We start from the raw sequence: 26,653 nt of genomic DNA, 5'->3' as shown, positions 1-26,653 counted from the left end.
TCATCGTAGCCCTTCGGTAAAAACCCGTCCAGCCAAGGTTTTCCATCGAGTTTCGCTATCGCCCGCGATTGCCGCATAGTAGAAGTGACCCTCTCCCCGCCTCATCTGGTCCACCAGGATCGGCGTCGCCTTCACCAGTTCCCAGGAGGACATTCCTGCATAGATCGGGTCGCCATGCTCGGCGAGATTGATCACGACGACCTTCCGGATGTGCCGGTTTCGCTGGAGGGCATGGAGAAAGTCTACGTCGATCGGACTTCCGATCAGCACGAGGTGGTCAATGTCGTGCCCGATCGACGCATAGTAGTTTGCCGTCTGCGCTGCAAGGAGCGAGCCATAGGAATAGCCGATGAGGTTGAACTGCCTGCCCCCGCCGTTCATTCCGCGAATCGACCAGGTTCGGGATTGCTCCTCGAATCGATAGGTCGAGCCAGCCCGCAACGCGTCGATGAACATGCCTGCCGGGCCGACGTACGCGCGCGCCGATGAATCGAAACCGACATACAAGTTGCGGAGGCCTGCCTCCTCGAGAGCCTGCAGCTGTGGGCTGATGTAGTCGCCGTCCAATCCCGCGCCACCCCAGTAAATCGTCCCCCTGGGACGATCAGCCGCCGCTTGCTGCGTCGTTGCGGTGCTGAGCCGCATCAACGCCGCAGGCGGAGGAGGGTCCGTCAGCACCACGGCCCCCACGACGGCCAACATGCCGCAGATCCATTTCGCTCCTCTCTTCATTGATTTCTGGGTTCCCTCGTCGGTCGAACAGGTCGGCGGCAAGTTGCTGCGCAGCGCTGAAGCTACCCTACCGCGAAGCATTTTGCGCATAAAGCGTCACCTCCTGGCGCCGACACGGCGCGTGGTGTACGGCAACGTGCGCTTCCCGAAAGGCCACCAGGGCGGCTGCGGTCGCAAGGTTGCGCCACCGCGGGTCAGCGAGCACGCCGCACACCCGATGGGACGAACGCTGCGTGGCGTGTCCGAAAAGAACGAACAGGCGCTGCGATGCGGCACACTGGTGCTCTCGTGGAGATGGGCGATGCGCAAGACCTTGCGAGCGGTACTTCTTGACGTCGATGGCACACTGCTCGACAGCAATGACGCGCATGCGCGCAGCTGGGTTGAGGTGCTGGAGCGCCATGGCTTTGCGGCCTCCTTTGCCCAGGTCCGTGCGCTGATCGGCATGGGGGGCGACAAGCTGCTGCCTGAACTCACCGGGATCGATCGGGACCAGCCTTCTCACGCCCGGATGTCCGGGGAGCGCACCGCGCTTTTCGTGGCGCGCTATCTGCCGAGCCTCAAGCCGACGCGCGGCGCGCGCGCGTTGCTGGAACGCATGCTGTCCGAGGGGCTGCAGCTCATCGTCGCCACTTCGGCGGGCCACGAACTGGACGCGCTGCTGAAGCAGGCGGGCGTTGATGACCTCATCGAGCACGCAGCGACTTCGGACGATGCCAGGCATTCGAAGCCGGACGCGGACATCGTTCACGCGGCGCTGGAGAAAGCAGGCGTCGCGGCGCGACATGCCGTGATGCTGGGCGACACACCCTATGACATCGAGGCCGCGCGCCGGGCAGGCGTCGGAACGCTCATCGTTCGCTGCGGCGGGTGGTGGAAGGACGATGCGCTGACGGCCGCCATCGGCATTTACGACGACCCGGCCGACCTGCTGGGGAAATGGCCCGAGCCGTGGCTGTCGCCCTGACGCCCGGTTCGGGGCGCCCGTCCTGTCCGTGTGGCTCGTCCGCTTCGCGCGCGAGCCACCGCTGGCGCGGGTCCGCGGCGGCGGAGTGACGGAAGTCACACCGGCCCTGCGTACTGCGTACTTCGCCAAACCGGGGCCGACGCGTAAATTGGCACCGACATCGCGCACCGGGCGCGATCCAGCATCGGAGCATCGCCATGAAACTCTCTTCGCGCTGCCTGTATTGGTTGACGAGCGCACTTTCGCTGGCGGCGGTGGCCGTCGCGCTGCTGCAGCCGAACCCCGCAGTCGCGGCCGAGCGCGTCGACCTGAGCACGCTTGAGATCCGGATCGTCTGATCGACACGGGATTGCGGTCACAGAGCCACTGAGCGGCGCAATGCCGCATTGATCTGCGCGAGGACGGAAGCCACGCGGAACGTCCAAGGGGCTCTTCGCGCTGAGCCAACGCGCAGCGCTTGCTCGGGGCGTCACGGACTCCTCACAGACCACCCTCGGGAAACGACGCGCGGTAGCCAGCACGTCGGCCGGCACCGATGCCGAGGCCAAGCTGTCGCCAGACCCCACGAAGCGATTTCGACTCACGTCAACAGAGACCCCGCGTCAACAGAGACCGGCCGGCGCAGCCCGCGCATGACCCGCTGCCGCGCCCACCTGGAGGAGAAGAACTGTCACCCGCGGTGCGCGAGCTCCGGCCGCACGCCCTTGTGCAGGACAGCGTTGCCGAGCATCAGAAGATGAAGTGCCAGGGCGCCATGCCGCGCCCGACGGCGTCCGACGCGAGAGACGACGAGACCGCCTTCGCTTGGCTGTGTGACGTGTGCTTCGCCACGGTGTCGATCAAGAGACGGGTCGCCTGACAGCCGTGTGTCCTTGACTGTGTCCTTGATCGCGGGAGGGTGGTGCAGCGTGCGCGGCCCCGTCTCCCGCTCCTTGCCGATAGAAGCTCTATCCGTGCAATTTTTTCTATCCTTGAGTCCGCCCGGATTTGATCTAGGCTGACTTCGTGCATGTGCGGTCGCCCTCGAACTCGCCCCTCGTCGACCCGCAGGCGCCGCGACTCGCGCAATGGGTCACATGCGCAGAAGAGGTCTATGTCTCGCACCATCCGCTCTATCAGTGACCTCGCGCAGTTGCCTGACGACGAACTGCTCGCTTGTCTTGGACAGTTGCGCGCTGCCATTCACGAGGCCAAGCGCAAGCATGCGGCCGCACGACGCGAGGCACGAGTTCCTGCAGACGAGGCGTTGGAGTTTCACACGTTCGAATGGCGTCCCAAGGGTCCCCAGCGCTTGGCTGCCCCGACCAAACTGAGCCTGCAAACTCCCGTCGAAGAGATCCCCGTCCGCGCCCGTGCCCGTGCCCGTGACGCTCTGTCCCAGCTCCACATTTTCTGCGTCGAGGATCTGTCAGCCATCAGCGAGCAAGAACTCATGATGAAGGAAGGAATCGGTGCAAAGACCCTGAATCGCCTTCGCGAAGTCCTGGCGTGCGTCGGCCTGGACTTTCTGTCGAATCCCATCGCGCCGACGACTTCATGCGAGGAACTCCGAAGGCCCCTTGACGCGCCAGGCAACGCGGGTGTGCGCGAGCTATGAGTGAAAGCGTCGATTGGGTAGCGCTCTATGCCTATCCGTCACACCTCCTGGAACTGCAGCCCGGGGACGCTGGCATCTTTGTGTGTCCGCCGGCCTGGAGAGGACGGCTGAGCACGGTGTGTGGAGTCTGGCTCAAATGCCATACCGACTGGGCCTCCTACTTCCCGAATGGCACTCCCTGGAAGCAGGTGTTCTGGACCGAGGCCGATGAGGAGGGCCTGAGGGTGGTGCGTGCACCCCTGACAGAACAGGGTCGCGGCGTGTGCTCACGGCGATTCAGATGCCTGCCTCGCAGCGACGTTCAGCCGCGTCGCACGGAGGCGCTCGAGCGCATCTTCGCCATCTGGTCGACCGGGCAGTGCGAAGCATGCTTCGGCGAGCGACCCCGATAACCGGAGGAGTCTTGCGGACATCGTCGGTCGCCTGCCCGCCTGCCCTCCGGAGATCGCACGAACGCAAGTTCGAATGACGGCTCTCCACGCCTCCGAAATGCGAGTCTGGGCCCGGAGGAGGCGTTCGAGCCACCGGATCGAACGCCCGCAATGCAGTGCCCCAGCGCCGCTTGATCGCGGCGAGCGATTGAGTCAGCTGATGATGACTTCTGCGCGCGTCAGGATGTGCTTCGGTATCGTCAGATCGAGCGCCTTTGCGGTCTTGAGATTCACTGCCAGTGTGAAAACCATTGGCTGGGCAACCGGCAGATCGGCAGGCTTTGCACCCCGGAAGATCTTGTCGAGGTAATACACATTCAGCCGATGGAGTTCGTGGCCGTTGATGGAGTAGCACATCAATCCCCCGATCTGCGCGTACTCCCCTGAGTAGATCGCAGGCAGTCGCGCGCTTGCCGCGAAATCAACAATGGTGCTTCGGAATAGCCAAGTGAGCGGGTCTTCGAGCGTCATCAATGCATCTGCCCTGGCTTTCAGGGCCATCTGACACGCGGCTTGCACGTCATCCGGCCCTGTGAAATGGCACGGTTCGAGCTTGAACGCGAGGTCACGGGCGGCTTGCTGGGTCGCCTCCCAATCCCTCAGCTTTGCGGGATTGGCGACGTTCCAAAGCACCGCGATGCGCAAGGCACCCGGGAGCAATTCCCTCAACAACTGCACGCGCTTCACACACAGTTCGGGCAGCATTTGGCTGCTACCGGTGATGTTCCCTCCGGGTCTTGCCAGACTCGCGATGAGTCCCCGCCCCAAGGGATCGCCATGAACCATGAACACGATCGGGATGGTGCCTGTGGCCTGTTTCGCAGCCTCCGTCTGTGGCGCGGCGTAGGTCACGATGACATCCACATTCAGGCGCACAAGCTCTGCCGCAAGCGCAGGCAGACGCTCCGTTCGATCGGTATGCCTGTAGACGACGACCAGGTTCGTGTCGAGGATCCATCCGAGCTTGGCCATGCCCTGGACCCATTCAGGCGAATAGGGAGCTTGGGTCGGCTCTGGCGGTCCAACGTCCAGCCAGCCGATCCGGTAGATCCTGCCCGGCTCCTGTGCCCGCATCACTTGCGGCAGCACGACCAGTGCAAACAGCCCCACGGAGATGTCTCGCCTATTCATGATGTCCGCCTTCCGGGTGACGCGACGATGCATCGTCCAGTATCAACGGGCGCCGGCCAGAGTCAAATGCGCAGTTGCAGGCCCCTCGACGTGCGCATACGAAGGTCAGGTTGCGGGCCGCAGACCGACGATCGAAGAGTCAGCGCGTTCCGGCACGATGCGCTGGACGCCGATGGCCCACAGGGGGCAATCGACTGCCTTCGCGCGCCGTGCTTCAGACCGGCGCGCGGGCGGTCCGCTGGCGGTCGGTCGCGACAGCGGTCTGCGACTCCCGCCACCAGCGCCCGCCGGCCTGCGGTTGCCGAAGCGACATCCGCTCGCCCATTGCTGGCGTGGCCAGCGCAATACCACCTGCCACGGCAAGGGCGTCGATGCGGTCGAACGGCTCGGCCCAACCGTGCATTGCGAGGTCGAAGGTCCCGTTGTGCACCGGCATCAGCCAGCGGCCCTTCAAGTCGCGATGGGCCTGCAGCGTCTGCTCGGGCTGCATGTGCACATCCGGCCATTGCACATCGTACGCGCCGGTTTCGAGCAGCGTCACGTCGAAGGGCCCGAAGCGCTCGCCAATGGTCTTGAAGTCGGCGTGATAGCCGGTGTCGCCGCTGAAGAACAGGCGCAGGTTGTCGGCCACGATGACCCACGACGCCCACAGGGTGCGATCGCCGTCGAAGAGCCCGCGGCCAGAGAAATGCTGCGCCGGCGTGGCGACCAGGCGTACCCCCTGCACGGTGGTCTCCTGCCACCAGTCCAGCTGGCGCACCTTGGCGGGGTCGACGCCCCAGGCGATCAGACGATCTCCCACGCCGAGCGGCGTCACGAACACGCCCACCTTCGGCGCCAGCTTCATGATGGCCGCCTCGTCGAGATGATCGTAATGGTCGTGCGACAGGATGACGCCCTTGATCGGCGGCAACTCGTCGATGCCGATGGGCGGCGGATGAAAGCGCTTGGGCCCCAACCACTGAACCGGCGACGCCCGCTCGGAGAACACCGGGTCGGTGAGCCACAGCTCGCCCCCCAACTTCAACAGCAGGGTGGAATGTCCCAGGCGGAACAGGCTCGCATCGGGCGCCTGTTCCAGCCGGGCCGCGCTCAGCGCGTGTACCGGAATCGGCTCGCGCGGCACCGTGGTGTCGGGCTTCTGCGTGAGGACGCGCCAGGCGATGGCGAGCGTCTTTGCCAAGCCGGGCGCCTCGCGTGGCACGACGTTGCGAAACTTGCCGTCATGCTCCTGTGGTGACATGGCAGGCGCGGACGGGATGGCGCTCGAGGCACAAAGGGGCACAGTGGCCATGATGGCGAAGACTCCGGTGACAAGAAGACGGACAAGCGAGCGATTCATTCGATTGCGGCGACGGCGCACCACGTAACTACACTGCACAGTGTAGTTTCACAGTGTAGGGGCGGACGCGAAAAAAGTAAACCCATCGGTGTAAGATGGCGTATGACCGAGCAACAGCGTCTGACCGACCGCAAGCGCGAGGCGATCGTCCAGGCCGCCATCGCCGAGTTCCGGGCCAATGGCTTCGATGCCACGAGCGTCGACAAGGTGGCCGCGCGCGCCGAGGTGTCGAAGCGCACGCTCTACAACCATTTCCCGAGCAAGGACGAACTCTTCGCGGAGATCCTTCGCGTGCTTTGGGACAGCAGCGCCAGTCGGATGGATCTGCCCTACCATGCCGATGAACCGCTCGAGGCGCAACTGCTCGCGCTGGTGATGCAGAAGATGGCGTTGCTTTCCGATGACAACTTCCTCGACCTGGCGCGTGTCGCCATCGCGGCGGCCATGCATTCGCCCGCACGCGCAAAGGACATGATCTCCCGGCTGGGCGAGAAGGAAGGCGGCATGCTCGCGTGGATCCGGGCGGCGCAGAAGGACGGCCGTCTGAAGGCCGGCGACGCCCCCTTGGCGGTGCAGCAGCTCGAGAGTCTGGTGAAAGGCGTGGCCTTCTGGCCGCAGGTCGCGATGGGACAGCCGAAGCTGACGCCGCGGGAGCAGCGCAAGCTGGCTGCTTCGACGGTGGCGCTTTTCCTCAGCCACCACACGGCGTAGGGGCGCCTTCCCTGGGGATTCCCCGAGGAGCGCGAGAGCGGCTTTCACGCGTCAACGCAGGTTCGGTCGACCTTGGTGGACGCGCTCATCGCCGAGCGCTCGGGGCATTGACCCCGTGTTACCAGTGGGACCGCGACACGAGCCCCTGTCCTACATCCTCGATACGGGCATGATAGGACAAGAGCAGCTTGCCCTGCCGATGGCGACCTGTGCTGGACGCGGCAGTGGCTGGACCGGCCTCAGCGCCCTTCCCGTGTTTTCCTTCAATCTGTCCAAGAAACCGGTCATGCCCTCACCTCGACGCGACGCGCGCGGCGATTCGCCACGCTGGTTGTACCCCGTCGGCTCTCGCGCGGAAAGTCTCCCGGAACCCTGCTGTCTCACAGGCCCGCAGCGCGCGCTCAAACGCTCCGTGGACATCGTTGGAGCACTGCTGTTCTTCGTGCTTCTCGGGCCGCTGTACCTCGTGGTCGCCGCGGCGGTGCTCGTCGGGATGGGCCCGCCGGTGCACTCTTGGCAGGCTCGCCTCGGACAGGGCGGGCGCCTCTTTCGCTGCTGCAAGTTCCGATCGATGGTGAAGGGTTCGGACGACGTCCTCGCGCGTCAACTGATGAACGATCCCGTGGCGCGAAGTCAGTGGGACGAGTTCCAGAAACTGAACGACGATGCACGCGTCACGCGCGTCGGGCGGGTCATCAGGCGACTGAGCCTCGACGAGCTACCGCAGTTCTACAACGTGTTGAAGGGCGACATGAGCCTGGTGGGCCCTCGACCTTGCATGGTTCGCCAGCGCAGCATGTACGGTCCCGGCTGGGTCCACTACTGCCACATGCGTCCCGGCATCACGGGCCTGTGGCAGGTGAGCGGCCGGAATCGCCTTCCGTACGCCGACCGCGTTGCTCTCGATGCCCGATATGTGTCGGAATGGTCGCTTCAACTGGACGCAAGGATTCTCGCGCGCACCTTCAGGGTCGTTCTGCAAGGCGATGGGTCGTCCTGATCATCGCTCACCTGATCACTGACAGGCCGGCAGTCCACCCAGTGCGCCGAACGCTCCAAGGAGCTTGACAAGCAACGCCACCGATGTCCGACAGCAGGGGCCTGAACGCACCGAATTCAAAGACCTGCTCGCATGCGGTGTAAGACTGCACGGGCCGGTGCGACCAGGACGACCTCGCGCCCGCGTCCTCAAGGGGTCAACCCGCCCAGAGAGAGAGAGAGAGAGAGGGAGAGGCGCAGGCCATCGAGGCACGTCGCGAAACGCTGGAGAAGTGCCTGACGGCATCAGATCAGTCGCAAGGTACGTGCCGACGTTTCACAATGACGGGCAATTTCCCGCCAAGCCGTGCGTCTCTGTGCCGGTTCGGACGCAACGGCACGACAGGAAAGCATCCCGCAGGTAAGGAGGCACCCGAAACGACACCTTCCGACAGCGGCTCGGACTTCGAGTACCGCGGCTGGTCCGTGCATGTCGAAGCCACTGGCTCGAGCACGAGACCAGCGCATGCCGAGTTGTTCTACCGAGGCGCGTGCCTGCTTTGCATCGCGATCCCCAGCGACGGCATGGATCCGCAGTGCATTGGCTGGGCCCTGGATTCAAGGGCTTGCAACTTCATCGACGAATGGTCGCGCGAAACGCAGCACAACAACCTGTGCGATGAGTGGTAGGCGGATCGCGCAGTGGCACCAAAGGCACTGCACGCCCTCTTCCGCAACTGTCCATTCGTGCGTGCCTGACCGTCCGCGTCGCTCGACCGCCGCACGGGCCGAAATCGCTCGCATGCATGCCCCGACGGATGCGAAGGCGTAGGACACGGGCCACCCGCCGTCGAGGCAGGCGCTGCGCGGAGAGGTCGGCCGCGCGCGTCACAGTCGACCGGCGGCCTCTGGTCGATGAAGGCGAAATGAACCACCCTGCAGACGGACCCCCACGCGCTTACGCGACGCGAGGCGTCGACCCTGCAGCACTGTGGGGTCGCCGGCTCCATCTGGGCTGCGCCGGCTGGAATGTGCCGCGCGCCTTTGCGGCCGCGTTCGGCGAGGGGCCCTCGCAACTCGCGCGCTATGCGACCCGCTTCAACTCCGTGGAGATCGACAGCTCGTTCTATCGGCCGCATCGCCGTCAGACCTACGAGCGCTGGGCCGCGAGCACGCCACCCGACTTCGCCTTCAGCGTCAAACTCCCGCAGGCCATCACGCACGAGCTGCGCCTGGTTCGCGCGATGCCTGTTTTCGATCCGTTCTGGGATCAGGTCCAAGGCCTTGGAACGCAACTGCGCTGCTTGCTGGTGCAGCTTCCGCCCAGCCTGAGCTTCGACGCGCACGTGACAGACCGATTCGCTGCCGCGCTGCGTCGGCGCTATGCAGGGCCGGTGGCGATCGAGCCGCGTCACGTCAGCTGGTTCACGCAGGACGTCGATGCGCTGCTCGCGAGCTGGCGCTTCGGCCGCGTGCTGGCGGATCCGGTGCGCCATGACGCGGGAGCGGCACCGGGCGGATGGCCGCAGACCGTCTACCTGCGGCTGCACGGATCCCCGCGCATGTACTGGTCGCGTTACGAGGATGTCCTCCTCGGCTTGCTCGCGCCGCGGCTGTCGGCGGCAGCTGTACACGCCGAGCACTGCTGGTGCATCTTCGACAATTCCGCGGCCGGCGAGTCCGTGGGCGACGCGCTGCGGCTCGACGCCATGCTGGCCGGCGTACCGCAATCTCGCGATCGCTGATCGGAGCTCCCTGGCGTTGCACCACCGGCGTGAGGACGGGCCTGGGGACCGCGCGCCGGGCTGTTCGCCCACGCGGTGGCGCAGTTTGGGCGCGGCGGCGCCATCGCCGCGGCAACGGCACGGCGCTGAAGGCCTGCGAGCACGCTGGCATCGAGACCTGCGTGCCCAGGCCGATGACCTCGAACGCCAAGGCCGAGGGCCTCCTCGACGAAACGCGACCTCCACTCCATCGCGAAGGCGGACGAGTGCCTGTGTCCTGCCGGCGAACGAGCGAACTACAGATTGAGCACGTTCGAGCCGAACGGGCTCAAGGCCGTCTCTGCTTGCACCCGAGCAAGCAGTCGCCTACTTCGCGCGTGGTTGCTGGATGACTTGGCCCGAAGCCCGCCGAACTGACATTCCAGCTTTGACAAACATGGCGCAGGAAACCGTTGCCTACGCCAGGCGCAGGCGCAACAAAGACCATGGAACCATTAAATCTTGTGCAATGGCCTGCATTTGCGGCGTCGGTTGCAGCGGCCTACCTCGTAGCCTCAAGTTCAAAGGGAAGGCGCAATGCGGGCTTCTGGATATTTCTGCTCAGCAACGGCCTTTGGTTGGTTTGGGGGCTTCACACCGACGCATGGGCCCTGATCGCCTTGCAAGTCTGCCTGGCCGCGCTGAACGTTCGTGGGCTTTTCAAAACGGAGCCGGATTGATCCTGCAGAATCTCGCCACAGCGCGAACGCGACGATGAACGCCGCGTCGAACGGCATCGACGCATGCTCCCGAGTCGACCACCCCGTTCATCTCGTCTCATTCGCCAGCCCGGCGAAATACAGGCCCGTGAAGAAGGGGAATGATCGCTCCGGGTGGCCGGGCACGTACAGCGAGCGTTCGTAGACCTTCCATCGATCTCGCAGCGTATAGCCTTGCGCTTCCACCTCGCGGATCAGCCGATCACCGTTGAACACATGCATTGGAGCGAAGCAGCCTTCGCCGATGTTCTGGGTCGTCACGAAGTCTTCGCCCGCACAAAGCGGCAGCTTGTTGAGCAGGAGATGCATGGGCTGTTTGAAGCATCGCTTCAGCAGATCTGCCGGTCGCGCGTCCTCCAAGTAATGAAGTGCGCCCGCGGAAAGCCAGATGTCAGCGTCAGCGCTGCTGATCGTGCGGTTCAAGTCATCCGTGAAGCTCAGAGATTTCACGCCCCGGGCCGCTGCCAGCGCGCACCCGATGGAGACCATCGCGGGGACTTCGATGATGTGCCAAGTGAGGTTGCTCGGCATCTCGAAGTACCGTCGATAGGCGTGGTAGTGCACGCCGACCGAACCTCCAATGTCCAGCACGCTCGTGGCTCCGCCGCGAAAGGCCCTCTCGAGCCACCACATCACCGGGTAGTCGTAGGCGAATACCTGCCGCGTTCGGACCTCGACGTACTCGGTCGCCAGCTGTTCGTTGTTGAATTCAGGGCTCGGCGGCAAGCGTTCGCGAGCCGCCGCGAAGCTGTCGAACACGCCGAAGTAGAGGCTCGTCCCCGCCTTCGCGAGGAATTGACGCCTTCTCCATCGGAGCAACGCAGGTCGAGTGACCGGTCCCTCCAGCAGCTCGCGGACAATCTGGGCGGCGCTCGCGTGTGACATGCCTCATTCCCTTGCATGCGGCCGATCGCGTGGATGCGACCTGCGCCATTGTCTGCGCAGGAGCAACCATGGAAAGTAGGATTTGACTCCCAGAACCGGGTCGGCAGAAGGGATGGGTTCCCACGTTTGCTCACCGTCAAAGAACCGGGTCGGACCTGAGCGCGCCCCGGCCAGCCGAGAGGCCCCGTTCTTTCTCCTTGCTGCATCCTTGGGCCGGCCCCGGAGAAACGCCAGGGGTCGTCTGTCACAGCGATGGGCGCACCCTCGCGATCAACGATCCAGTGCTTACGGATCATCGGGCGAGCGACGCGCGGATAGCGATCGACATCACTCGACACTGAGCCGCTGGCGCCGTCCACAAAAGCCAGAGCGCTCCAGCCAGCGCGGCCAGACCATGGCCGGTCCTCCCAATGAAAGACCCTACCGTTGCCGTCGCCGCACTTGACCCCGCGGGCCTTCTTGCCCGCCTCTTGAAGGCTCCTGGGATGCGCCGCCCAAACGATCAGCCCTGCGGCGATAGCGGCCCATCCAAGTCAATGCCCTGCGCTTGTGCGAGCAACCGAGCCGCCGCCTTAGCGGCCATCTCCAACCGCCTCACGTCCCGCTCGTCGAGATGGTCGCGCGGCGAGAAACTGAAGCCGCAAAGCACGCCATAGAGAGTTCCGTCCGAGTACCGGACCGGGACGCCGATGTGGGCGCCAAGCGCTTCATACGTCGGCGGCAGGCCGAATTTGGTTCGCACGCGGGCGACACTCGCCAGCACGTTGGGCATGCTGCCATCTACGATGCGCTTGCAGATCGTCTGATCAAGAAAGTGACTCTGGCCGACCTCGATCGGGGCACTTCCTTTTCCAGCGGCGATATGACGGAAGACCCGTTTCCCCTCGACGAATTCACCGAGGAAAACAACCTCCAGGTCGAGCTGCTCGCGAACGACTCGCAGCAGTCCACCGATCGACTGTTCAATGTATGAAACGCCGTCCTGGAAATCGGCTTCCGCCGTGACCGCCGCTGCCCGTTCCAACCCTTCGGGACGGTCGATGTCCCCGCCCCTTCCCCCGTCTGTTTCCACCGCCCTATCCTCCTGACGCAATCGTATGACGTTAGTGCCGGTTCTCCCTGCGCGAAACGACGCAGAATTCACGAAAATGGTTGACATATATAACGACTTTGACCGCGACATTCCAATTCGGGTCTCGTGCGGGCATCGCCGGCGCCAACTTACAGTTCCTCATTCAGGTGTGACTTCTCAGCGCCGCCGGCTGCTTGATCGCATCGGCCCCTGGGATCAGCCCATCTGCCTGAGCCTTCTCTCGCGAAAGCGCGGCTCAGGTGTTTGCTCTCACCCAGACGGGGGCGCCGAGCGCTCGAGGAAGTCGGTTGCCCAGGGCTCTCCCCGAACGGTCCCACGTGCCAGGAACCTTTGGCGCGATTGCAATGCACCAGGTCGTGCGCGCCGCCATGGGGGAGCGAGGCCATCGCCGTTGCAAACCCGTCGACATGCTTCGAGCGGAGGGCCGAAGAACGGCGAGGAGGCCTACGAGCGCTGACGCTCTCGGCGCGGCTGATGACCTGTCGAGAGCGCACACAGGACCTTCGAAGCTTCGGCCCCTGACCTGACCTCGGCCCCTCCCGCATTGCGCCGTGCGGCCCTTTCAATTGAATGCTTTCGGTCTAAACTCCCCCCAGCGAGCGCACCGCTCGCGGCGGTAGTCCCGACAGTTCGTCGGGAGCCGATCTGATCCAGAAGCGATGACACGACTTATCGTCTCAGGTGACAACGGCGGCCCTGTGCGCTGGGGTTCTCCGGTTTACCTTTGCGTCAACTCGCGCGCGATCGCCTCGGCGGAAGTCGCCGCACTCGATGGGTCGGGGCGCCTCCTCCATATCGAGCACTTTCGTCCGCTGGGCATCAGTGCGGAGCACGCGATCGCAGTACGGAAACTGGCATTGCTCGAGATCATCTTCCATGCGATGTCGCTGGAAGCTGCGTTGTGTCGCATCACTGTGTCGTTGCACTACCGGGCACCGGGCGAAGACGAAGGGATCGCCGAAGCAGCCGCACGAGCCTCATTTCTTCGAAGCTTCGGCGCCACCGAAATCACGGTGGTTCCCGATGTCGCACAGAAGAGAGCCGGACAGTATGTCGTCAACGCGATCTGGGAGCCCCACCCGACCGCTCTGCAGATGCTCGAAGAATGCCTCGCCCTGGAGCAGGCCCGCTACAAGCGGTTCACCACATCGCCGTCGCTGCAACGACGCATGAAGCAGTGGCTGCGCCCCGTGACGCAGCGTCTTCGCGCCGCCAACCCGTAAGGAATGCCGCCCTCGCCAAGCGCGGAGCACCCGAGCGGGCTCCGGCACATCCCGTTTCGTCCAAGACCGAGCCGTGGCGCCGGGTCGGAACGCGATCGGAATACGACCAGACGCAACGGCAGTTGCGACCCGAGCAGGCTTTCGGTCAACGCTTCAACCCATCTTCATTTCGCCATTGGGACTCAACACGGCTGCCAATCCTGGCTGCTCCAAAGACTCAGCCCTACGGAGAACAGCGGTCCACGGCGACGCACCTGGCCGGTCCATGCGTGCCGCGGCGGATGTACTTTTGCGTCAGGGTGGAGGGCCAGTGCTCGACCTGGCTCAGCCAGGACGCAGAGATCGGCGTGAAGTGCACAGTGAAAAGCTCGCATGCCGGGCAAGCCCGTTCCCGAAGGCAGGAGCCTGGCGTGTTCAACGGGTGTCCATCACGCGAGGTGGATGTCCGGCACTGGCGGCACGTCAGCGCGATGGTGAGCGGCGATGCACATGCCCGGTGACGGATCCTGTGCCGATGTCCAGCGCCGGGGTGGTGGTGCCGTGGCACTCGGGTCGCGGGTACGGCGGCTCGGCGATGCCCGGGACCCCGGCGTGCGACCTTCTCTGTTTCGGGGAGACGCCGCCGTCGCTACGATGCTTGCCGTCATGTCCGACAGCGCAACACCGCCGAGCGATCCCTACTGGCCGTTCCCGCCGTGGCCCAATCCGCTGGACGGAGACGACGAGGACAGACGCGCGAGCGCGCGGGCTGCGGCGGACGAGGAAGACATGGAAGCTGAACTCGAAGCGCAGACCTCGCGCTTGTGGGCGAAGTATCTCCAACTGCGTGCGCGTTCGAAGAGGACCTGACCGAGCCGGTGACCAGCGCGCTCCGCGCAGCCGCAAGCTCCGCGAAAGCGTTCGCCCAGACGGTGCGGGCCGTATGGGCAAACGCCCGTCGCCCCGAAAGGCAGCAGACCCCTCCGGCGGTACGGCACACCCAGCAGCCAGATGGGTCAGAAATTCCAGCGGTCATCGGGTCAGCGACATGTCTTATGCAGTGGTGCGGCGGAGCCCTTGGATGTCACCATGGCTCCATCGCCTTTGCGAAACCTCTCCAGTGCGACCGGCCATCACTCTTCCCAGCCCTCCCCGCCTCGGCGGCTCGCTCCTGGCGGCCGTGGGTTTGGCCTTGGCGGGTGCGGCGCCCCAGCTTTCCGCGGAGCAGGACACGATCTGTGACGAGCTCGCCAACGTGAGCGTCGAGATGAACAAGGCGCGCAAGCAAGGCATCCCGCAGGCTCGGGTCGCCGCCGCCGCTGCGGCCGAAGCAACCGATCCCAGCACAAGCAAGGCGATGCAGGACATCGCGCAGGCCGTCTATGACATGCGCAACGACAACGACCTGACGGTCCGGGCCCGCGTCGAAAGCGAATGCAGGAGGACGCGTAGCCGCTAGGCGGAGCCGGAGGTTGATGAGAACCTCGCTCGCGTACCGGAACGAGGACTTGACTTCATCCCGCGACCCCCGATTCGGGGCAAGATCAGGAAAGCATCTGCTGCTGCCCGCGAGGCTCGAAGTAGACGACCAGGCGCCGCAGTTCATCCTCGAATGCCGGCATTGCCGCGACCACGTTCTTCCAGGTGCCGCCCCGGCTGGCGCGCTCCACGTTCTCGCAGGCGGAGGCGAATGCAAGAGCGCCGACCATCTTGCCGGCACCCGCCATGCGGTGGGCGAACTGGGTGCTCTGGGCAGCGTCCTCGGCGGCCACCGCCTGCCGGAGTGCGGTCGAGTCGTCCTGGCAGGTCTGCCGGAAGGCCACGAGAACCTCGGCCACCATCGACGCGTCGCCCGCGCATTTCGCAGAGAGGAGTGCCTCATCGATCGGTCCGGGGGCGACGGCATCGTCCCGGCTCGCTTCGACCGGCGCCGCAGGCGCCTGTGTCGCCCTGGCAAGAGGCAGCCATCGATCGAGCTTTTCACTGAGCTGCGCCAGCTCGACCGGCTTGACGAGGAAATCATCCATGCCCGCGGCCAGGCACGATTCGGCCTCTCCCTGCATCGCATTCGCCGTGCAGGCGACGATCGGCACACGCGCGCGCCCCGCGTCGGACTCCAGCTCGCGGATGCTGCGCGCCAGGTCGTAGCCGTCCATGTGCGGCATGTGGCAGTCGGTGATGACCAGCCCGAAACGCCCCGACTTCCACATCTCCAGGGCGTTGACGCCGTCGTCCGCGGTCTGGGCGGCGTAGCCGAGGGCACGCACCTGGCGCATCAGCAGCATGCGGTTGACGGGATGGTCATCGACCAGCAGCACCAGGGTGCCTTCGGTCTCGGCCTGCGCGGTGCTGGGTGCCATGCGGCGCGCCGCCGTCGCGACCGCCTGCGCACCCGCCGCCTCGTTGTCGCCACCCGGCGGCGCCTCGGCAATGGGCAGCGACAGTTCCAAGGTGATCGTCGTGCCCCTCCCTTGCTCGCTGTCGAGCCGGATCGAGCCCCCCATCAACTGCGCCAGTTGCCGCGAGATGACCAGCCCCAGCCCGGTGCCGCTCGGCCGTCGCCGCGCAGCATCGCCTTCCGCCTGGGTGAACGGCTGGAACAGCCGCTCCTGGTCCTCGGGCGAGATGCCGATGCCGGTGTCCTTCACCTCGAAGCGCAGGCGTTCCTGCCCGTCCGCGCGCCCCAGGCATTGCACGTTGATGTCGATCCAGCCCTCGGACGTGAACTTGATCGCGTTGCTGACGAAGTTGTTGAGGATCTGGCGCAGGCGCACCGGATCGACCCGCAGCGCCGGACTGATCCGCGCATCGACCATGCGGCGCACGATCAGGCCCTTGCTGCTCGCGTTGCCCAGATAGATGCTGTGAACTTCCTCGATCACGCGCTTGATCGAGACGACTTCCGGACGCACCTCCAGCTTGCCGGCCTCGATCTTCGAGAAGTCGAGGATGTCGTCGATGACGCGCAGCAGCGAACGGCTTGATTCACGCACAAGCCCCAGCGTCTCGCGTTGTTCCGTGTCGAGCTCGGACAGGCTCAGCAGTTCCAGCATGCCCAGCATGCCGTTCATGGGCGTCCTGATCTCGTGGCTCATGGTGGCCAGGAAGGTGCCCTTGGCGCGATTGGCGGCCTCCACCTCGGCACTGCGGTGCGCCAGGGCCGCGTTCAGCCGTTCGATCTCATGTTCCTTCTTCTTTCGCTCCGTCACGTCTTCCGACATGGTCAGCAGGTAGCGCGGCTGGCCGGTCTCATCGAGGATCGGGATCTTTTTCGCGTGGAGGATCCGCACGCTGCCATCATGGGCATGCAGGGTCTCCTCGGGGATGTCGACCTCGCGGCCCAGCGCCAGGGCCTCCTTGTCCTTGGCGGTGAAGAAATCGGCCTCCTCCTTGGAACTGACGAAGTCGTGAACGGTCTTGCCGAGGAGCTCCTTTTCGCTGCGGCCCGTCAGTTCCTCGAGGGCGCGGTTGACGCGGATGAGCTTCAGGTCGACGGCGTCCTTGACCATGAACTGATACGGGATCTGGTGAATCACCGAGTTCAGGAACGCATTGGCTGTTTCCAGTTCGGCGGTGCGCTGGCGCACGCGCGCCTCGAGCTCGGCGTTCAAGGCACGCAGGTTCTCTTCCGCCTGGCGCAGTGCCGCTCGCTGCCGTTGCTCCTCCAGCGCTCGCCGTACCGAGAAGCCCAGCCGTCGCACCCGCTGTTTGAGCACGTAGTCCGTGGCGCCGGCCTTCATGCATTCCACCGCCTCTTCCTCGGTCATCAACCTGTCGGAGATCACGATCAGCACAAGTTCCGGCTGCTGCTGCCGCACGTACTGCAGCATCTCCAGGCCGCCGACCTCGTAGTCCGACAGAACGAGGTCGAAGGCCTGCCGGTGCAGGTTGGACATGAAGGCTTCCCGCGTCTGCACCCACACGATGTCGCAGGTGAGATCCTCGCCCTGCAGCCTGCCGCGGATGAGCTCCGCGTCGGCCGGGTCGTCCTCGAGATGCAGCACGCGAACGGCATCGGTCATCTCGGCCCGCCCTGCTCGTCGCGCAGCGACTCGACGACGTCCTTGAACACCTCGCGATTGCGTTCGCTCAGCGCGGAGAGGGCCTCGTGCGCACGCAGGATCCGGCTCTGCGCGGCGGCCTCATCGCCGCCCGTGCCCAGGGTGCGGAGCTCGGGCGCGGCCGGCAGGTCCTCGCGGATCGCCACGAGCACCTGTTGCATGCTCAGCTCCTCGAACAGGGCGCGCACCGCGGGTGCCACGCCCATGAGCGACACACCCCCCCACGCGACCAGTTCGTGCACCGTGCCGAGACAGGTGCTGTCCATGTACTCGCAACCGGACAGGTCCAGCACCAGGGGGCGGCCGCCATTCAGAACGATCAGGGCCGCTTCGTGGAAGGCATCGCAATGCATCCAGGAGGCCCGGCCACGCAACGCAAGATAGGCGGCGCCGTTCGTCTCGCCATGGAAGACGACATCGTCCTCGGGCCGCACGGCGCCTTGGACAGTGGCCGCGGGCGCCTCGGCGCCGTTATCGAACCACGAGGCGCCCGCATGCGCATCGATGAGCAGGATGGTCACGTCATCCCGATCCGCGACGGCCGGCGCCTCGCTGTGAAGATAGGCCATCATTTCCTGCGCGCTGGCGAGCGGCTTGGCGAGCACCTGCTGCAGAAGATCCAGTTCACGCTCCGATCCCGAGGGCAGCAGCCCGTCGGTGTAGAGCAGGATCCGGTCACCCGCCAGGAGCTGGAGGCGTTCCTGCTCGAACTGCGCGTCCGGCGACAGCCCGAGCGCGGGCCCCGTGCGTCGTATCAGACGCGTCTCCCGGCCATCGCGCGCGTGCATCACGGGTGGATGGCCCGCCGACGCCAGCGTGAGGCTCGCATCCGACGAATCCAGCAGACCAAAGACGGCTGTCAGGAAGAGGCCCGGCGCAGCGTGGGCCTCGCAGATCGAGCGGTTCACCGCGGCCAACACTTCCGCCGGCGGCAGCGCGAGGCCCGTCGCCGGGTCCACCAGCACCAGCCGCTGCTTGAACAGCACCGACAGCATCGCCGAGGTCACCCCGTGACCGGTGGCGTCGGCCAGATAGAAGGCGAGGTGCCGCTCACCCAGCCGCACCACGTCGTAGAGGTCGCCGCCCACGTGCTGCCCGGGCCGGTAGACCGCCTGGATGCAGTAGCCCTCCATCGGGGGCGGGCTGCGCGGCAGCAGCGCGCGCTGGATCACCTCCGCCCGCTCGAGGTCGCGACGAAGCACTTCGGAAGTCTCTTCGAGCTGGCGGACCTTGCGCTGCAGTTCGTGGTGCAGCCGCTCGCGTTCGGCCAGCAATTGCCGTCGCTCGAGCGCGTTGCGCACCGCGACACCCATCTCTTCCGAGTGCGGCGACTTGGACAGGAAGTCGAAGGCCCCCAGGCGGATCGCGGTCACGGCCGAATCGAAGGTCTCCAGCCCTGAAAGCACGATCCACATGGCACCCGGGACCGCCTGGCGCCCCCAGCGCAGGAGTTCCAGCCCGTCCATGCGAGGCATCATGATGTCCGTCAGCACCAGCGCGACTTCCGGGTGCTCGAGCAGGACTTTCTGGGCGGCGAGCCCGTCGGATGCCTCCAGCACCGGGGAGCAGCCGAGGTTCTCCAGCGACCGCTTCACCATCAGGCGGGTTACCGGCTCGTCGTCGACCACGAGCGCGACGGGAGGGGCAGGATCGGGGTTCATCGCTTCTGCCAGCAGCACGTGCTGTGCGGGAAACGGATTCTCCGAGCCGCCGGGACGGTTGGCAAGCACAAGGCCCGCCTCGCGGCTACCCGGCGTCGGCGGCCCGACCCGCCTGCTCCCGCTCTTCGATCAATCGAGCTTGCGCCACGGGGTCGCTCGTCGCTCTGCCCAGGCCACCCCGCCGTACAGCCCGATGCCCAGCAGCGCGAGCACGAAGACGGCCGCAAACACGCGAGTGGTGTCGAAGGTGCCCTGTGCGCTGAGGATCACGTAGCCGAGCCCGCGCTGCGAGGCGACGAATTCGCCGACGATCGCGCCGACCAGGGCGAGCGAGATGGCGACTTTCATGCCGGTGAGGATCGAGGGCAGCGCGCAAGGCAGTCGCACCTTGAGGAAGAAGTCGAGCGTGGATCCTTTGAGCACGCGGCCGAGGTCGAGCACGTCCTGGGGCACCGACCTCAGGCCGTGGACCGCGTCGACGATCACCGCGAACACGGCGATCAGGAACGCGATGGCAATCTTCGGTTCCGAGCCGGTGCCGAGCCAGATCACGAAGAGCGGCGCGATCGCGACCTTGGGCACGCTGTTCAGACCCACGATCAGCGGATAGATCGCATGTTCGAAGCGACGCGATCCCACCAGGAGCATGGCCAGTCCCACACCCACCACCGCGGCCAGCGCAAAGCCGCCAAGGGTCGTGAGCAGCGTGAAGCCGGCATGATCCAGGTACCAATGCCATTCGTTCCCCAACTCGAGCAGCACCGCGGACGGCGGCGGCAGCGTGATGGGCCGCACATGCAGCAGCCGCACCGACGCCTCCCACAGCAGCAGGAAGATGACGATCGAGGCGGCACCGAGGGCCCACTGCCGGCCCTTTTTGTGGAGGGTGTTCATGCGGCCAACTCCTCTCTGATCTCACCGGGCTCTTCGTTGATGAGCCCCATCTCGTGGAAGAGCTTGCGGATGCGTCCCGTGTAGGCGCCGAATCGAGCCGTCTCGCGCACCGCCAACCGGCGAGGACGCGGGAGGTCGACATCGATGATGTCCGCAATGCGGCCCGGCCGCGGCGACAGCACGACCACGCGATCGGCCAGGAACACGGCTTCCGCGATGCCGTGGGTCACGAACATCACCGTGTTGCGCGTCTCGAGCCAGATGCGTTGCAACTCCACGTTCATCTGGTCACGCGTGAGCGCATCCAGCGCACCGAAGGGCTCGTCCATCAGCAGCAGGCTGGGCTTGTCGATCAGGGCGCGGCAGATCGCGGCGCGCTGGCGCATCCCACCGGACAGCTCGCGCGGATAGCGGTCGCCGAACTCGGAAAGACCCGTGAGCGCCAGCAGTTCCGCCATGGGGGCGCGGTAGTCGGCAGCCGGCTTGCCCGCGAACTCGATGGGCAGCAGGATGTTGCGCTCGATGCTGCGCCATTCGAGCAGGGCATCGCGCTGGAAGACCATGCCGACATGATCGGGCGGCCCGTCCACGGGCTGGCCGTCGACGCTCAGCGCTCCGCCGCTGATCGTCTCCAGGCCGGCCACGCAGCGCAGGAAGGTGCTCTTGCCGCAGCCACTCGGGCCGAGGATGCTGACGAATTCGCCAGGCTTCACGTCCAGCGAAATCCCATCGAGCGCCGTCAGGGCACGCTCGCCGGGATAGACCTTGCGCACGCCCTTGGCGTGAATGGCGGCCGCGTTCATTTGGCCGCCACCGCCGAGACCGCGACCGGACGCACCAGGCCGGGCACGAAGAACTCGTTGCCATCCTTGATGGACTTGACCAGCCCGGCGTCCGACAGCGTCTTGACGGCCGTGCTCCAGTCGGAAGCCACAGGCGCGCCGAGCGGCTGCCCCGCCGGCGCCGGCAGTTGGAAGAAGCCGCGCAGCGCATCGATCTGCCCGCGCAACACCTTGCTGTCGAGCCTGGCTTGCGGACGTTGTGCCACGATGGCCTCGACCGCCTCGTCCTCGTGGCCGCTGTAGATGTACTGCCAGCTTGCAGCAACGACGCTTGCGAACTTGGAGATCGCTTCGCGCCGTGTAGCGAGTTTCGACTCGGAAGCGAACAAGCCGAAGCTCGGCATGTTGAGGTTGTAGTCCGCAAAGCGGATCGCTTCGGAAGAACGGGTCTGCGAGACCACCGGCAGGAAGAAGGGAATGGTGGAGAAGGCGGCGTCGGTGCGGCCGGCCGCATAGGTCGCGGCCTTGCCGGCGGCATCGACGTTGATCAGGTCGATGTCGCTCTTTTTCAGGCCGCCCGCCGCGAGGAAGGCATCGATGAAGGGGGCTTCCAGAGAGCCCGCGGTGTAGGCCACCTTCTTGCCCTTGAGGTCCTTCGGTCCCTTGATGCCCGCGCCGGCCGGCACCAGAAGGCCGACGTCGCTCAGGCGCGCGAACACCGCCACCGCCTTGACAGGCAGCCCCTTGTCGCGGGCGATCATCATCGAGGCGAGGGCCGCGTGGCCGACATCGAACTGGTCGCCCGCGCCGACGATCTGCACCGTGGTCACCGAGCCGTTGCCATCTTCGAGCTGGACATCGAGGCCGGCGGCGTTGAACCAGCCCTTTTGCTGCGCGAGATGGACGGCGCCGTGCACCCCCCACGGTGTCCAGTCGAGGCGGACCTTGAGCTTTTCAGGCGCCTGCGCGGCGGCGCTGGCCGCCAGGGCCAGGCCGACACAGCCGGCCAGCAGACGGGACAAGAGTTTCGGGATCGATGCAATCATGACGTGGGACCTCCAGAACAAGTGAACAGGCAAAGCTCCGTCCGCGGCGCGAGCTCGAAGCCCGTGCCGTGAAGGGGTTGGTGGATCAGCGGGGTACCGGTGTTTCGTCAGCCGCCGGCACCGAACAGGCGCCGTATCCGGGACCACAGAACACTCCAGCCGAGGCTCATGGCGTTGAGCCGTGCCGGAGGCAACTGCGCATCGGGCGCGCGCGTGGGGTCCATGCGCAGCGCCACGTTCTTGCCGAACTCCTGGATCAGGCGTCCGACGAAATCCTTGACCAGTCCCGAACGCGAGAACTGTGCCAACGGACCCTGCAGCGAGTACAGGAGATCGACGTCGACGCGGGTCGACGCGGGGGAGGCCTCGACCAGCCGATAGGCCACGTCCCCGTTGGCGCGGGACTGGCTCAGCGAGTCCTGCCCGGCGCCCTTGAGCACGGCCGAGCGCGAGGACTCGTCGCGCTCGAGGCGCGCCGCGCCATTGAAGCTCGCGGACATCGGACCGAACTTGATGGCGACACGACCCTTCACGCGGCTGCCCGCATGCTCGGTCAATTCGGCCCCCGGCAGGCAGGCGGCCACGGCCGGGAGATCGGCCATGAAGCGCCAGACTTCCGCGGCGGGATAAGGCACGGTGAAATGACCCTTGATGCGGGTGCCCTTGGCCGCAGTGCTCGCGTCTGCGGGCTCCTCGGCCGCAGAGGTGTCGGATGCGAGCGTCGCCGAGCTTCCGGTGTCGGTGGCCTCGAAAGGCGTGAATGCGGCCTTGGCGATCGGAATGACGGCAGCATTGCGTATCGCGTTCGTCGCTTCGCGCAGGGCCGTGATCTCGGGATGCGCATCGCCGCGCGTCTGATCCAGGACATCCCGGATCGCACCCACGATGCCGACGTAGCCGGTGCAACGGCAAAGGTTCCCCGACAGCTCGAGCCGGACCTTCTGCTCATCGGCATCCGGGCATCGCAGAACGATGTCGCGCGCCGTCGTCAACATGCCCGGCGTGCAGAACCCGCACTGCAACGCATGGTGGCGCGAGAACGCGGGGCGCAGCAGCGCCATCACGGGATCGTCGGCGTAGCCCTCGACCGTACGCACCTTGTGGCCGTCGCAGGCCACTGCGAAGGTGATGCAGGAGCGGACCGGTTGATCATCGACCAAGACCGTGCAAGCGCCACAGACACCGTGCTCGCATCCGAGGTGGGTGCCGGTCTGGCGGCCTTCCTCGCGAACAAAGTCGGCCAGGTGCATGCGCGCGGGGACATCGCGACGGATCTCCTGCCCATTGATTTCGACGGCGATCGAGGTCATTGCGTTGTCTCCGGAATCAGAACCTGTTGAAGGCAGCGTTCGACGGCGGCGACCAGGAGCTTGCGGTCGACCGCGTCCTTGGTCGGGGTCGCGCCGGCGACGGCTGCCTGGATCGCGGCGCGCTCGGGCAGGCTGCCCGTGCGCGCCACATGAGCGGCCAGCGCGGGCAAGGCCTGCGGTGCGCCATCGAGTGCCCCCATCACGACCCGCGCCAGCTTGCGCGCAGGATCGAACACCGCGGCGCAGCTGGCCTCGGCAAACTCGCCGGTCTTGCGGCAGAACTTGTGATAGCCCCAGCGCGCCGAGTCGCTCAGCGCCGGAACGTGCACCGCTGCGATCAGCTCGCCGTCCGCCAGGTCGGTGGTGTAGGCGCCTTGCATGAAGCGGTCCATCGGGACGCGCCTGGACCCGGTGGCCCCGGCCATCTCGATCTGCGCGCCAAGGGCCGCCATGACCAGGACCCAGTCGGCCGCCGGATCGGCGTGCGCCAGGCTGCCGCCGACGGTTCCCCGGTTGCGGATGGCACGGTAGGCGATGCCGCCCGCTACCGCTTGCAGCATGCCGCCGCGCAGGAGCGGATGGACGCCATCCTCGATCTCGGCATGGGTGACGGCGGCGCCGATGCGGATGAGAGCGGCCTCCTTCGTCACCTGGCGCAACTCGGGCAGCGCGGAGACATCGACCACGAGCTTGGGCCGCGTCAGGCGCAGGTTGAGCATGGGTCCCATGGATTGGCTGCCGCCCATGACCTTGGCCGTGCCGACGGCGCCCGCCAGCACACGGAGCGCCTCGGCCAGCGAGGCGGGGCGCAGATACTCGAAGCTTGCGGCTTTCATGAACCGGTCCTCATGCGGCCTTGCGGCTGCCGACGACTTGCGCATCCGCGATGGCCTGGAGCAGGCGACGCGGCGACAAGGGGGTTTGGGAGACCTCGGCGCCCAAGGGGCGCAAGGCGTCGTTGACGGCGTTGAAGATGGCCGCGGGCGGGGCGATGGCACCGCCCTCCCCCATCCCCTTGGCGCCGAACTCGGTGTGAGGCGACGGCGTCTCGAAGTGATGGATACGCATGTGCGGCACTTCGGTGGCGCCGGGCAGCATGTAGTCGGCCAGGGTGGACGCGAGCGGCTGGCCGTTGCGGTCGTAAGGCGTCTCTTCATAGAGGGCGGTCCCGATGCCCTGGGCGACGCCACCGTAGGTCTGTCCTTCGACCACCATCGGATTGATCATGGTGCCGCAGTCCTCGACGATCACGTAGTCGAGGATCTCCACATGGCCGGTTTCGGGGTCCACCGCCACCGCGACCGCGTGACTGGCATAGGTGAAGGCGCCGGTATCGACCTTGGGCTTGTAGCCGATGGTGATCTCCAGCCCGGCCGGATCGACGTCGGGCGGCAGCCGGCTCGGGTCGATGAACCAGGCCCTGGCGACGTCGGCGACCGACACGCGGCCCGCGGCGCTGACGACGTGGCCCGCCTCGAAGGTCACGGCGTCGTCGCCCACGCCGAGCAGGTGGGCGCCAATGTGACGGATGCGCGGCAGCAGTGTCTTGCAGGCCCGCGACACCGCTCCGCCCGACATCACCAGCGAGCGGGATGCATAGGTACCCGTGGAGAACGGCGTCTGCCCGGTGTCCCCGTGCAGCATCTTGATCCGCGCGATGTCGACGCCCAGGACCTCATGGGCGATCTGGGCGAAGGTGGTCTCCATGCCCTGGCCGTGGGAATGCACGCCGACGCGGATCTCCAGGCCGCCGTCCGGCGTGATGCGCACCGTCGCCTGGTCGAATCCGGGAATGACCGGCGTGCCCCAGGTCGCGAAGACGGAGGTGCCGTGGGCCGATTGCTCGGTGTAGGTGGCGAAGCCGACGCCGATCAGCTTGCCGTCGGCGCGTGCCTCGCGCTGGCGCGAGCGCACGTCGGCGAAGTCGATCATGTCCCGCGCCTTCAGCAGGCTGGCCGGATAGTCACCGCCGTCGAAGTGCTTGTTGGCCACGTTGACATAGGGCATGGCCGACGCCGGCACCAGGTTCTCGAGGCGGACTTCCCAAGGCTCACGGCCCACGGCACGCGCGATCGCGTCCATGGTGAGCTCCATGGCAAAGCACACGCCGGTGCGCGCCACGCCGCGGTAGGGCACGAAACCCGGCTTGTTGGTCGCCACGCACTCGGTGACACAGCGATAGCCTCGGAAGGCGTAGGGGCCGGGGAGATTGCCGACGGCCTGGCCAGGCTCGAGTCCGATGGTGAAAGGCCACACCGAATAGGCGCCGCCGTCGATGGTGATGCGCGCGTCGAGCGCCAACAGCCTCCCGCGCTCGTCGGCATAGGCGGTCATCTGGTACTTGTGCTCGCGGGTGTTGGCCCCGGCGATCAGGTGCTCGCGGCGATCCTCCAGATAGCGGAAGGGCTTGCGATGGGTCTTGGCCAGCCAGGCCACGCAGAGCTCTTCCTGTTGCAGCACGCACTTGTACCCGAAGGCACCGCCCACGTCCGGGGAGATGACGCGCACGCGCGCCTGGTCGAGCTCGAGGCATTCGGCCAGCACGGTACGGATCATGTGCGGCACCTGCGTCGCGCTCACGACCACCAGCTGGTCGGCCTGATGGTCCCAATAGGCGAGCACGGCCTTGCCTTCCATCGGCACCATGCATTGCCGCGCCAGCGACACCTCGCGCCGCACCACCAGCGCGGCGCGCCTGGCGTGGACCTCGAACTCCTTGTCCGCCTGCAATGTGACGAACGTGTTGTTGCGCCACCCCGGGTGGATCAGCTCTGCGCTTGCCGCGCGCGACGTTTCGGCGTCGGCATAGACGGGAAGCTCCTCGTACTCGATCTCCACTTGCTCGGCCAGGTCCTCGGCTTCGGCGCGCGTCGCCGCGAACACCATGGCGACCGGTTCGCCGACGAACCGGACCTTGCCCGAGGCCAGAGGCGGCTGCGCCGAGGCCTGGTAGGTCGGCAGCGTGGAGTCGGCCAGGATGTCCTTGGCATCGGCCATCGTTTCGCGCAGCGCGACCTGCCCGGCCCGGGCAGGCGGGAGATGCGTCGCGACGATTCGCGCGTGGGCCAGGGGACTGCGGAGAAAGGCGACTTCGCTGAGCCCGGGCATGCTCATGTCGGCGACGAACTGGCCCTTGCCATGGAGGTGGCGGGCATCCTCCTTGCGCAGGACCCGTGCGCCTACGCCTTGCGCGCTCGAGGCGCGGGGGTCATCGGTGTGGGTGTGCATGTTCAATGTGTCTCGTGTTCAAGTGCCCAGTGGCGGATGGGGCAGATGGGCCGATCGCGTCGGCCACGTGCAGGGGAAGCGGCCCCCCTCATGCGCGGCATGTCGATTCTGGCCTTGCCG

General features: G+C 66.1%; 23 protein-coding genes. 10 read left to right on the top strand and 13 right to left on the bottom strand.

Annotation, left to right across the window (positions count from 1 at the left end; translation table 11 throughout):
* Positions 1-702 (bottom strand): hypothetical protein, encoded by a 702-nt coding sequence (locus tag QTH97_RS22070; RefSeq protein WP_286570609.1) that lies wholly within the window; start codon positions 700-702, stop codon positions 1-3.
* On the opposite strand from QTH97_RS22070, the gene QTH97_RS22065 reads away from it, so the two are divergent.
* From QTH97_RS22065 to QTH97_RS22055, 3 genes are all read left to right on the top strand, one after another.
* Complete coding sequence (locus tag QTH97_RS22065) at positions 701-1,699, top strand: HAD family hydrolase (protein ID WP_286570608.1); 999 nt, start codon at positions 701-703, stop codon at positions 1,697-1,699. The two genes, QTH97_RS22070 and QTH97_RS22065, sit on opposite strands and share 2 nt — an antisense overlap.
* Positions 1,700-1,896: 197 nt before the next feature.
* Complete coding sequence (locus QTH97_RS22060) at positions 1,897-2,037, top strand: hypothetical protein (protein ID WP_286570607.1); 141 nt, start codon at positions 1,897-1,899, stop codon at positions 2,035-2,037.
* Positions 2,038-2,792: 755 nt separating this feature from the next.
* Positions 2,793-3,296 (top strand): hypothetical protein, encoded by a 504-nt coding sequence (locus tag QTH97_RS22055; protein WP_286570606.1) that lies wholly within the window; start codon positions 2,793-2,795, stop codon positions 3,294-3,296.
* 584 nt (positions 3,297-3,880) lie between these two features.
* Here QTH97_RS22055 and QTH97_RS22050 read toward each other — a convergent pair.
* Both QTH97_RS22050 and QTH97_RS22045 read right to left on the bottom strand, forming a co-directional pair.
* Positions 3,881-4,891, bottom strand: coding sequence for an ABC transporter substrate-binding protein (locus QTH97_RS22050; protein WP_286570605.1), 1,011 nt, complete (start codon positions 4,889-4,891; stop codon positions 3,881-3,883).
* Between the two features lie 181 nt (positions 4,892-5,072).
* Positions 5,073-6,152 (bottom strand): MBL fold metallo-hydrolase, encoded by a 1,080-nt coding sequence (locus tag QTH97_RS22045; protein ID WP_286570604.1) that lies wholly within the window; start codon positions 6,150-6,152, stop codon positions 5,073-5,075.
* Between the two features lie 150 nt (positions 6,153-6,302).
* On the opposite strand from QTH97_RS22045, the gene QTH97_RS22040 reads away from it, so the two are divergent.
* The 4 genes from QTH97_RS22040 (at position 6,303) to QTH97_RS22025 (ending at position 10,332) form a co-directional block, all read left to right on the top strand.
* Positions 6,303-6,911 carry a TetR/AcrR family transcriptional regulator gene (locus QTH97_RS22040; protein WP_286570603.1) on the top strand — a complete coding sequence of 203 codons (609 nt, stop codon included), beginning with the start codon at positions 6,303-6,305 and terminating at the stop codon, positions 6,909-6,911.
* A gap of 169 nt (positions 6,912-7,080) precedes the next feature.
* A complete protein-coding gene (locus tag QTH97_RS22035) occupies positions 7,081-7,911 on the top strand; it encodes a sugar transferase (protein WP_506555387.1) in 831 nt (276 codons plus the stop codon).
* 904 nt (positions 7,912-8,815) lie between these two features.
* Complete coding sequence (locus QTH97_RS22030) at positions 8,816-9,634, top strand: DUF72 domain-containing protein (RefSeq protein ID WP_286570601.1); 819 nt, start codon at positions 8,816-8,818, stop codon at positions 9,632-9,634.
* A gap of 464 nt (positions 9,635-10,098) precedes the next feature.
* Positions 10,099-10,332, top strand: coding sequence for a hypothetical protein (locus tag QTH97_RS22025; protein ID WP_286570600.1), 234 nt, complete (start codon positions 10,099-10,101; stop codon positions 10,330-10,332).
* A gap of 87 nt (positions 10,333-10,419) precedes the next feature.
* Here the strand turns inward: QTH97_RS22025 and QTH97_RS22020 are convergent, their stop codons facing one another.
* Both QTH97_RS22020 and QTH97_RS22015 read right to left on the bottom strand, forming a co-directional pair.
* Positions 10,420-11,256, bottom strand: coding sequence for a methyltransferase, TIGR04325 family (locus QTH97_RS22020; protein WP_286570599.1), 837 nt, complete (start codon positions 11,254-11,256; stop codon positions 10,420-10,422).
* A gap of 502 nt (positions 11,257-11,758) precedes the next feature.
* Positions 11,759-12,328, bottom strand: coding sequence for a GAF domain-containing protein (locus tag QTH97_RS22015; RefSeq protein WP_286570598.1), 570 nt, complete (start codon positions 12,326-12,328; stop codon positions 11,759-11,761).
* A 680-nt stretch (positions 12,329-13,008) separates the two neighbouring features.
* Between QTH97_RS22015 and QTH97_RS22010 the strand changes: the two genes are divergently transcribed.
* From QTH97_RS22010 to QTH97_RS22000, 3 genes are all read left to right on the top strand, one after another.
* Positions 13,009-13,572, top strand: coding sequence for a hypothetical protein (locus QTH97_RS22010; protein WP_286570597.1), 564 nt, complete (start codon positions 13,009-13,011; stop codon positions 13,570-13,572).
* Between the two features lie 645 nt (positions 13,573-14,217).
* A complete protein-coding gene (locus QTH97_RS22005) occupies positions 14,218-14,421 on the top strand; it encodes a hypothetical protein (protein ID WP_286570596.1) in 204 nt (67 codons plus the stop codon).
* A gap of 385 nt (positions 14,422-14,806) precedes the next feature.
* Positions 14,807-15,010, top strand: a complete 204-nt coding sequence (locus QTH97_RS22000; protein ID WP_286570595.1) for a hypothetical protein — start codon at positions 14,807-14,809, stop codon at positions 15,008-15,010.
* Between the two features lie 85 nt (positions 15,011-15,095).
* Here the strand turns inward: QTH97_RS22000 and QTH97_RS21995 are convergent, their stop codons facing one another.
* The 8 genes from QTH97_RS21995 to QTH97_RS21960 all read right to left on the bottom strand — a co-directional run bounded on the left by QTH97_RS21995 (position 15,096) and on the right by QTH97_RS21960 (position 26,533).
* On the bottom strand, positions 15,096-17,573 hold the full coding sequence (locus tag QTH97_RS21995; RefSeq protein WP_286570594.1) for a response regulator: 2,478 nt from the start codon (positions 17,571-17,573) through the stop codon (positions 15,096-15,098).
* Complete coding sequence (locus QTH97_RS21990) at positions 17,570-19,342, bottom strand: SpoIIE family protein phosphatase (protein WP_286570593.1); 1,773 nt, start codon at positions 19,340-19,342, stop codon at positions 17,570-17,572. The genes QTH97_RS21995 and QTH97_RS21990 overlap by 4 nt, the downstream gene beginning before the upstream one ends.
* 60 nt (positions 19,343-19,402) lie before the next feature.
* Positions 19,403-20,167: an ABC transporter permease gene (locus QTH97_RS21985; RefSeq protein WP_286570592.1), complete on the bottom strand. Its 765-nt coding sequence runs from the start codon at positions 20,165-20,167 to the stop codon at positions 19,403-19,405.
* Positions 20,164-20,970, bottom strand: coding sequence for an ABC transporter ATP-binding protein (locus QTH97_RS21980; protein WP_286570591.1), 807 nt, complete (start codon positions 20,968-20,970; stop codon positions 20,164-20,166). The genes QTH97_RS21985 and QTH97_RS21980 overlap by 4 nt, the downstream gene beginning before the upstream one ends.
* The gene (locus QTH97_RS21975; protein ID WP_286570590.1) at positions 20,967-21,995 is read right to left on the bottom strand and encodes an ABC transporter substrate-binding protein; all 1,029 of its coding nucleotides are present in this window, start codon (positions 21,993-21,995) and stop codon (positions 20,967-20,969) included. Before QTH97_RS21975 ends, QTH97_RS21980 begins: the two co-directional genes overlap by 4 nt.
* Positions 21,996-22,102: 107 nt before the next feature.
* Positions 22,103-23,305, bottom strand: coding sequence for a xanthine dehydrogenase family Fe-S subunit (locus tag QTH97_RS21970; protein ID WP_286570589.1), 1,203 nt, complete (start codon positions 23,303-23,305; stop codon positions 22,103-22,105).
* Positions 23,302-24,141: an FAD binding domain-containing protein gene (locus QTH97_RS21965; protein WP_286570588.1), complete on the bottom strand. Its 840-nt coding sequence runs from the start codon at positions 24,139-24,141 to the stop codon at positions 23,302-23,304. The genes QTH97_RS21970 and QTH97_RS21965 overlap by 4 nt, the downstream gene beginning before the upstream one ends.
* Positions 24,142-24,151: 10 nt before the next feature.
* Entirely contained in the window at positions 24,152-26,533 is a 2,382-nt protein-coding gene (locus QTH97_RS21960) for a xanthine dehydrogenase family protein molybdopterin-binding subunit (protein WP_286570587.1), read from the bottom strand.
* Positions 26,534-26,653: the final 120 nt, after the last annotated feature.

It is taken from the genome of Variovorax gracilis, assembly GCF_030317115.1.
GTDB lineage: Bacteria > Pseudomonadota > Gammaproteobacteria > Burkholderiales > Burkholderiaceae_C > Variovorax > Variovorax gracilis.
This window is presented reverse-complemented; position numbering and strand designations above follow the sequence as displayed.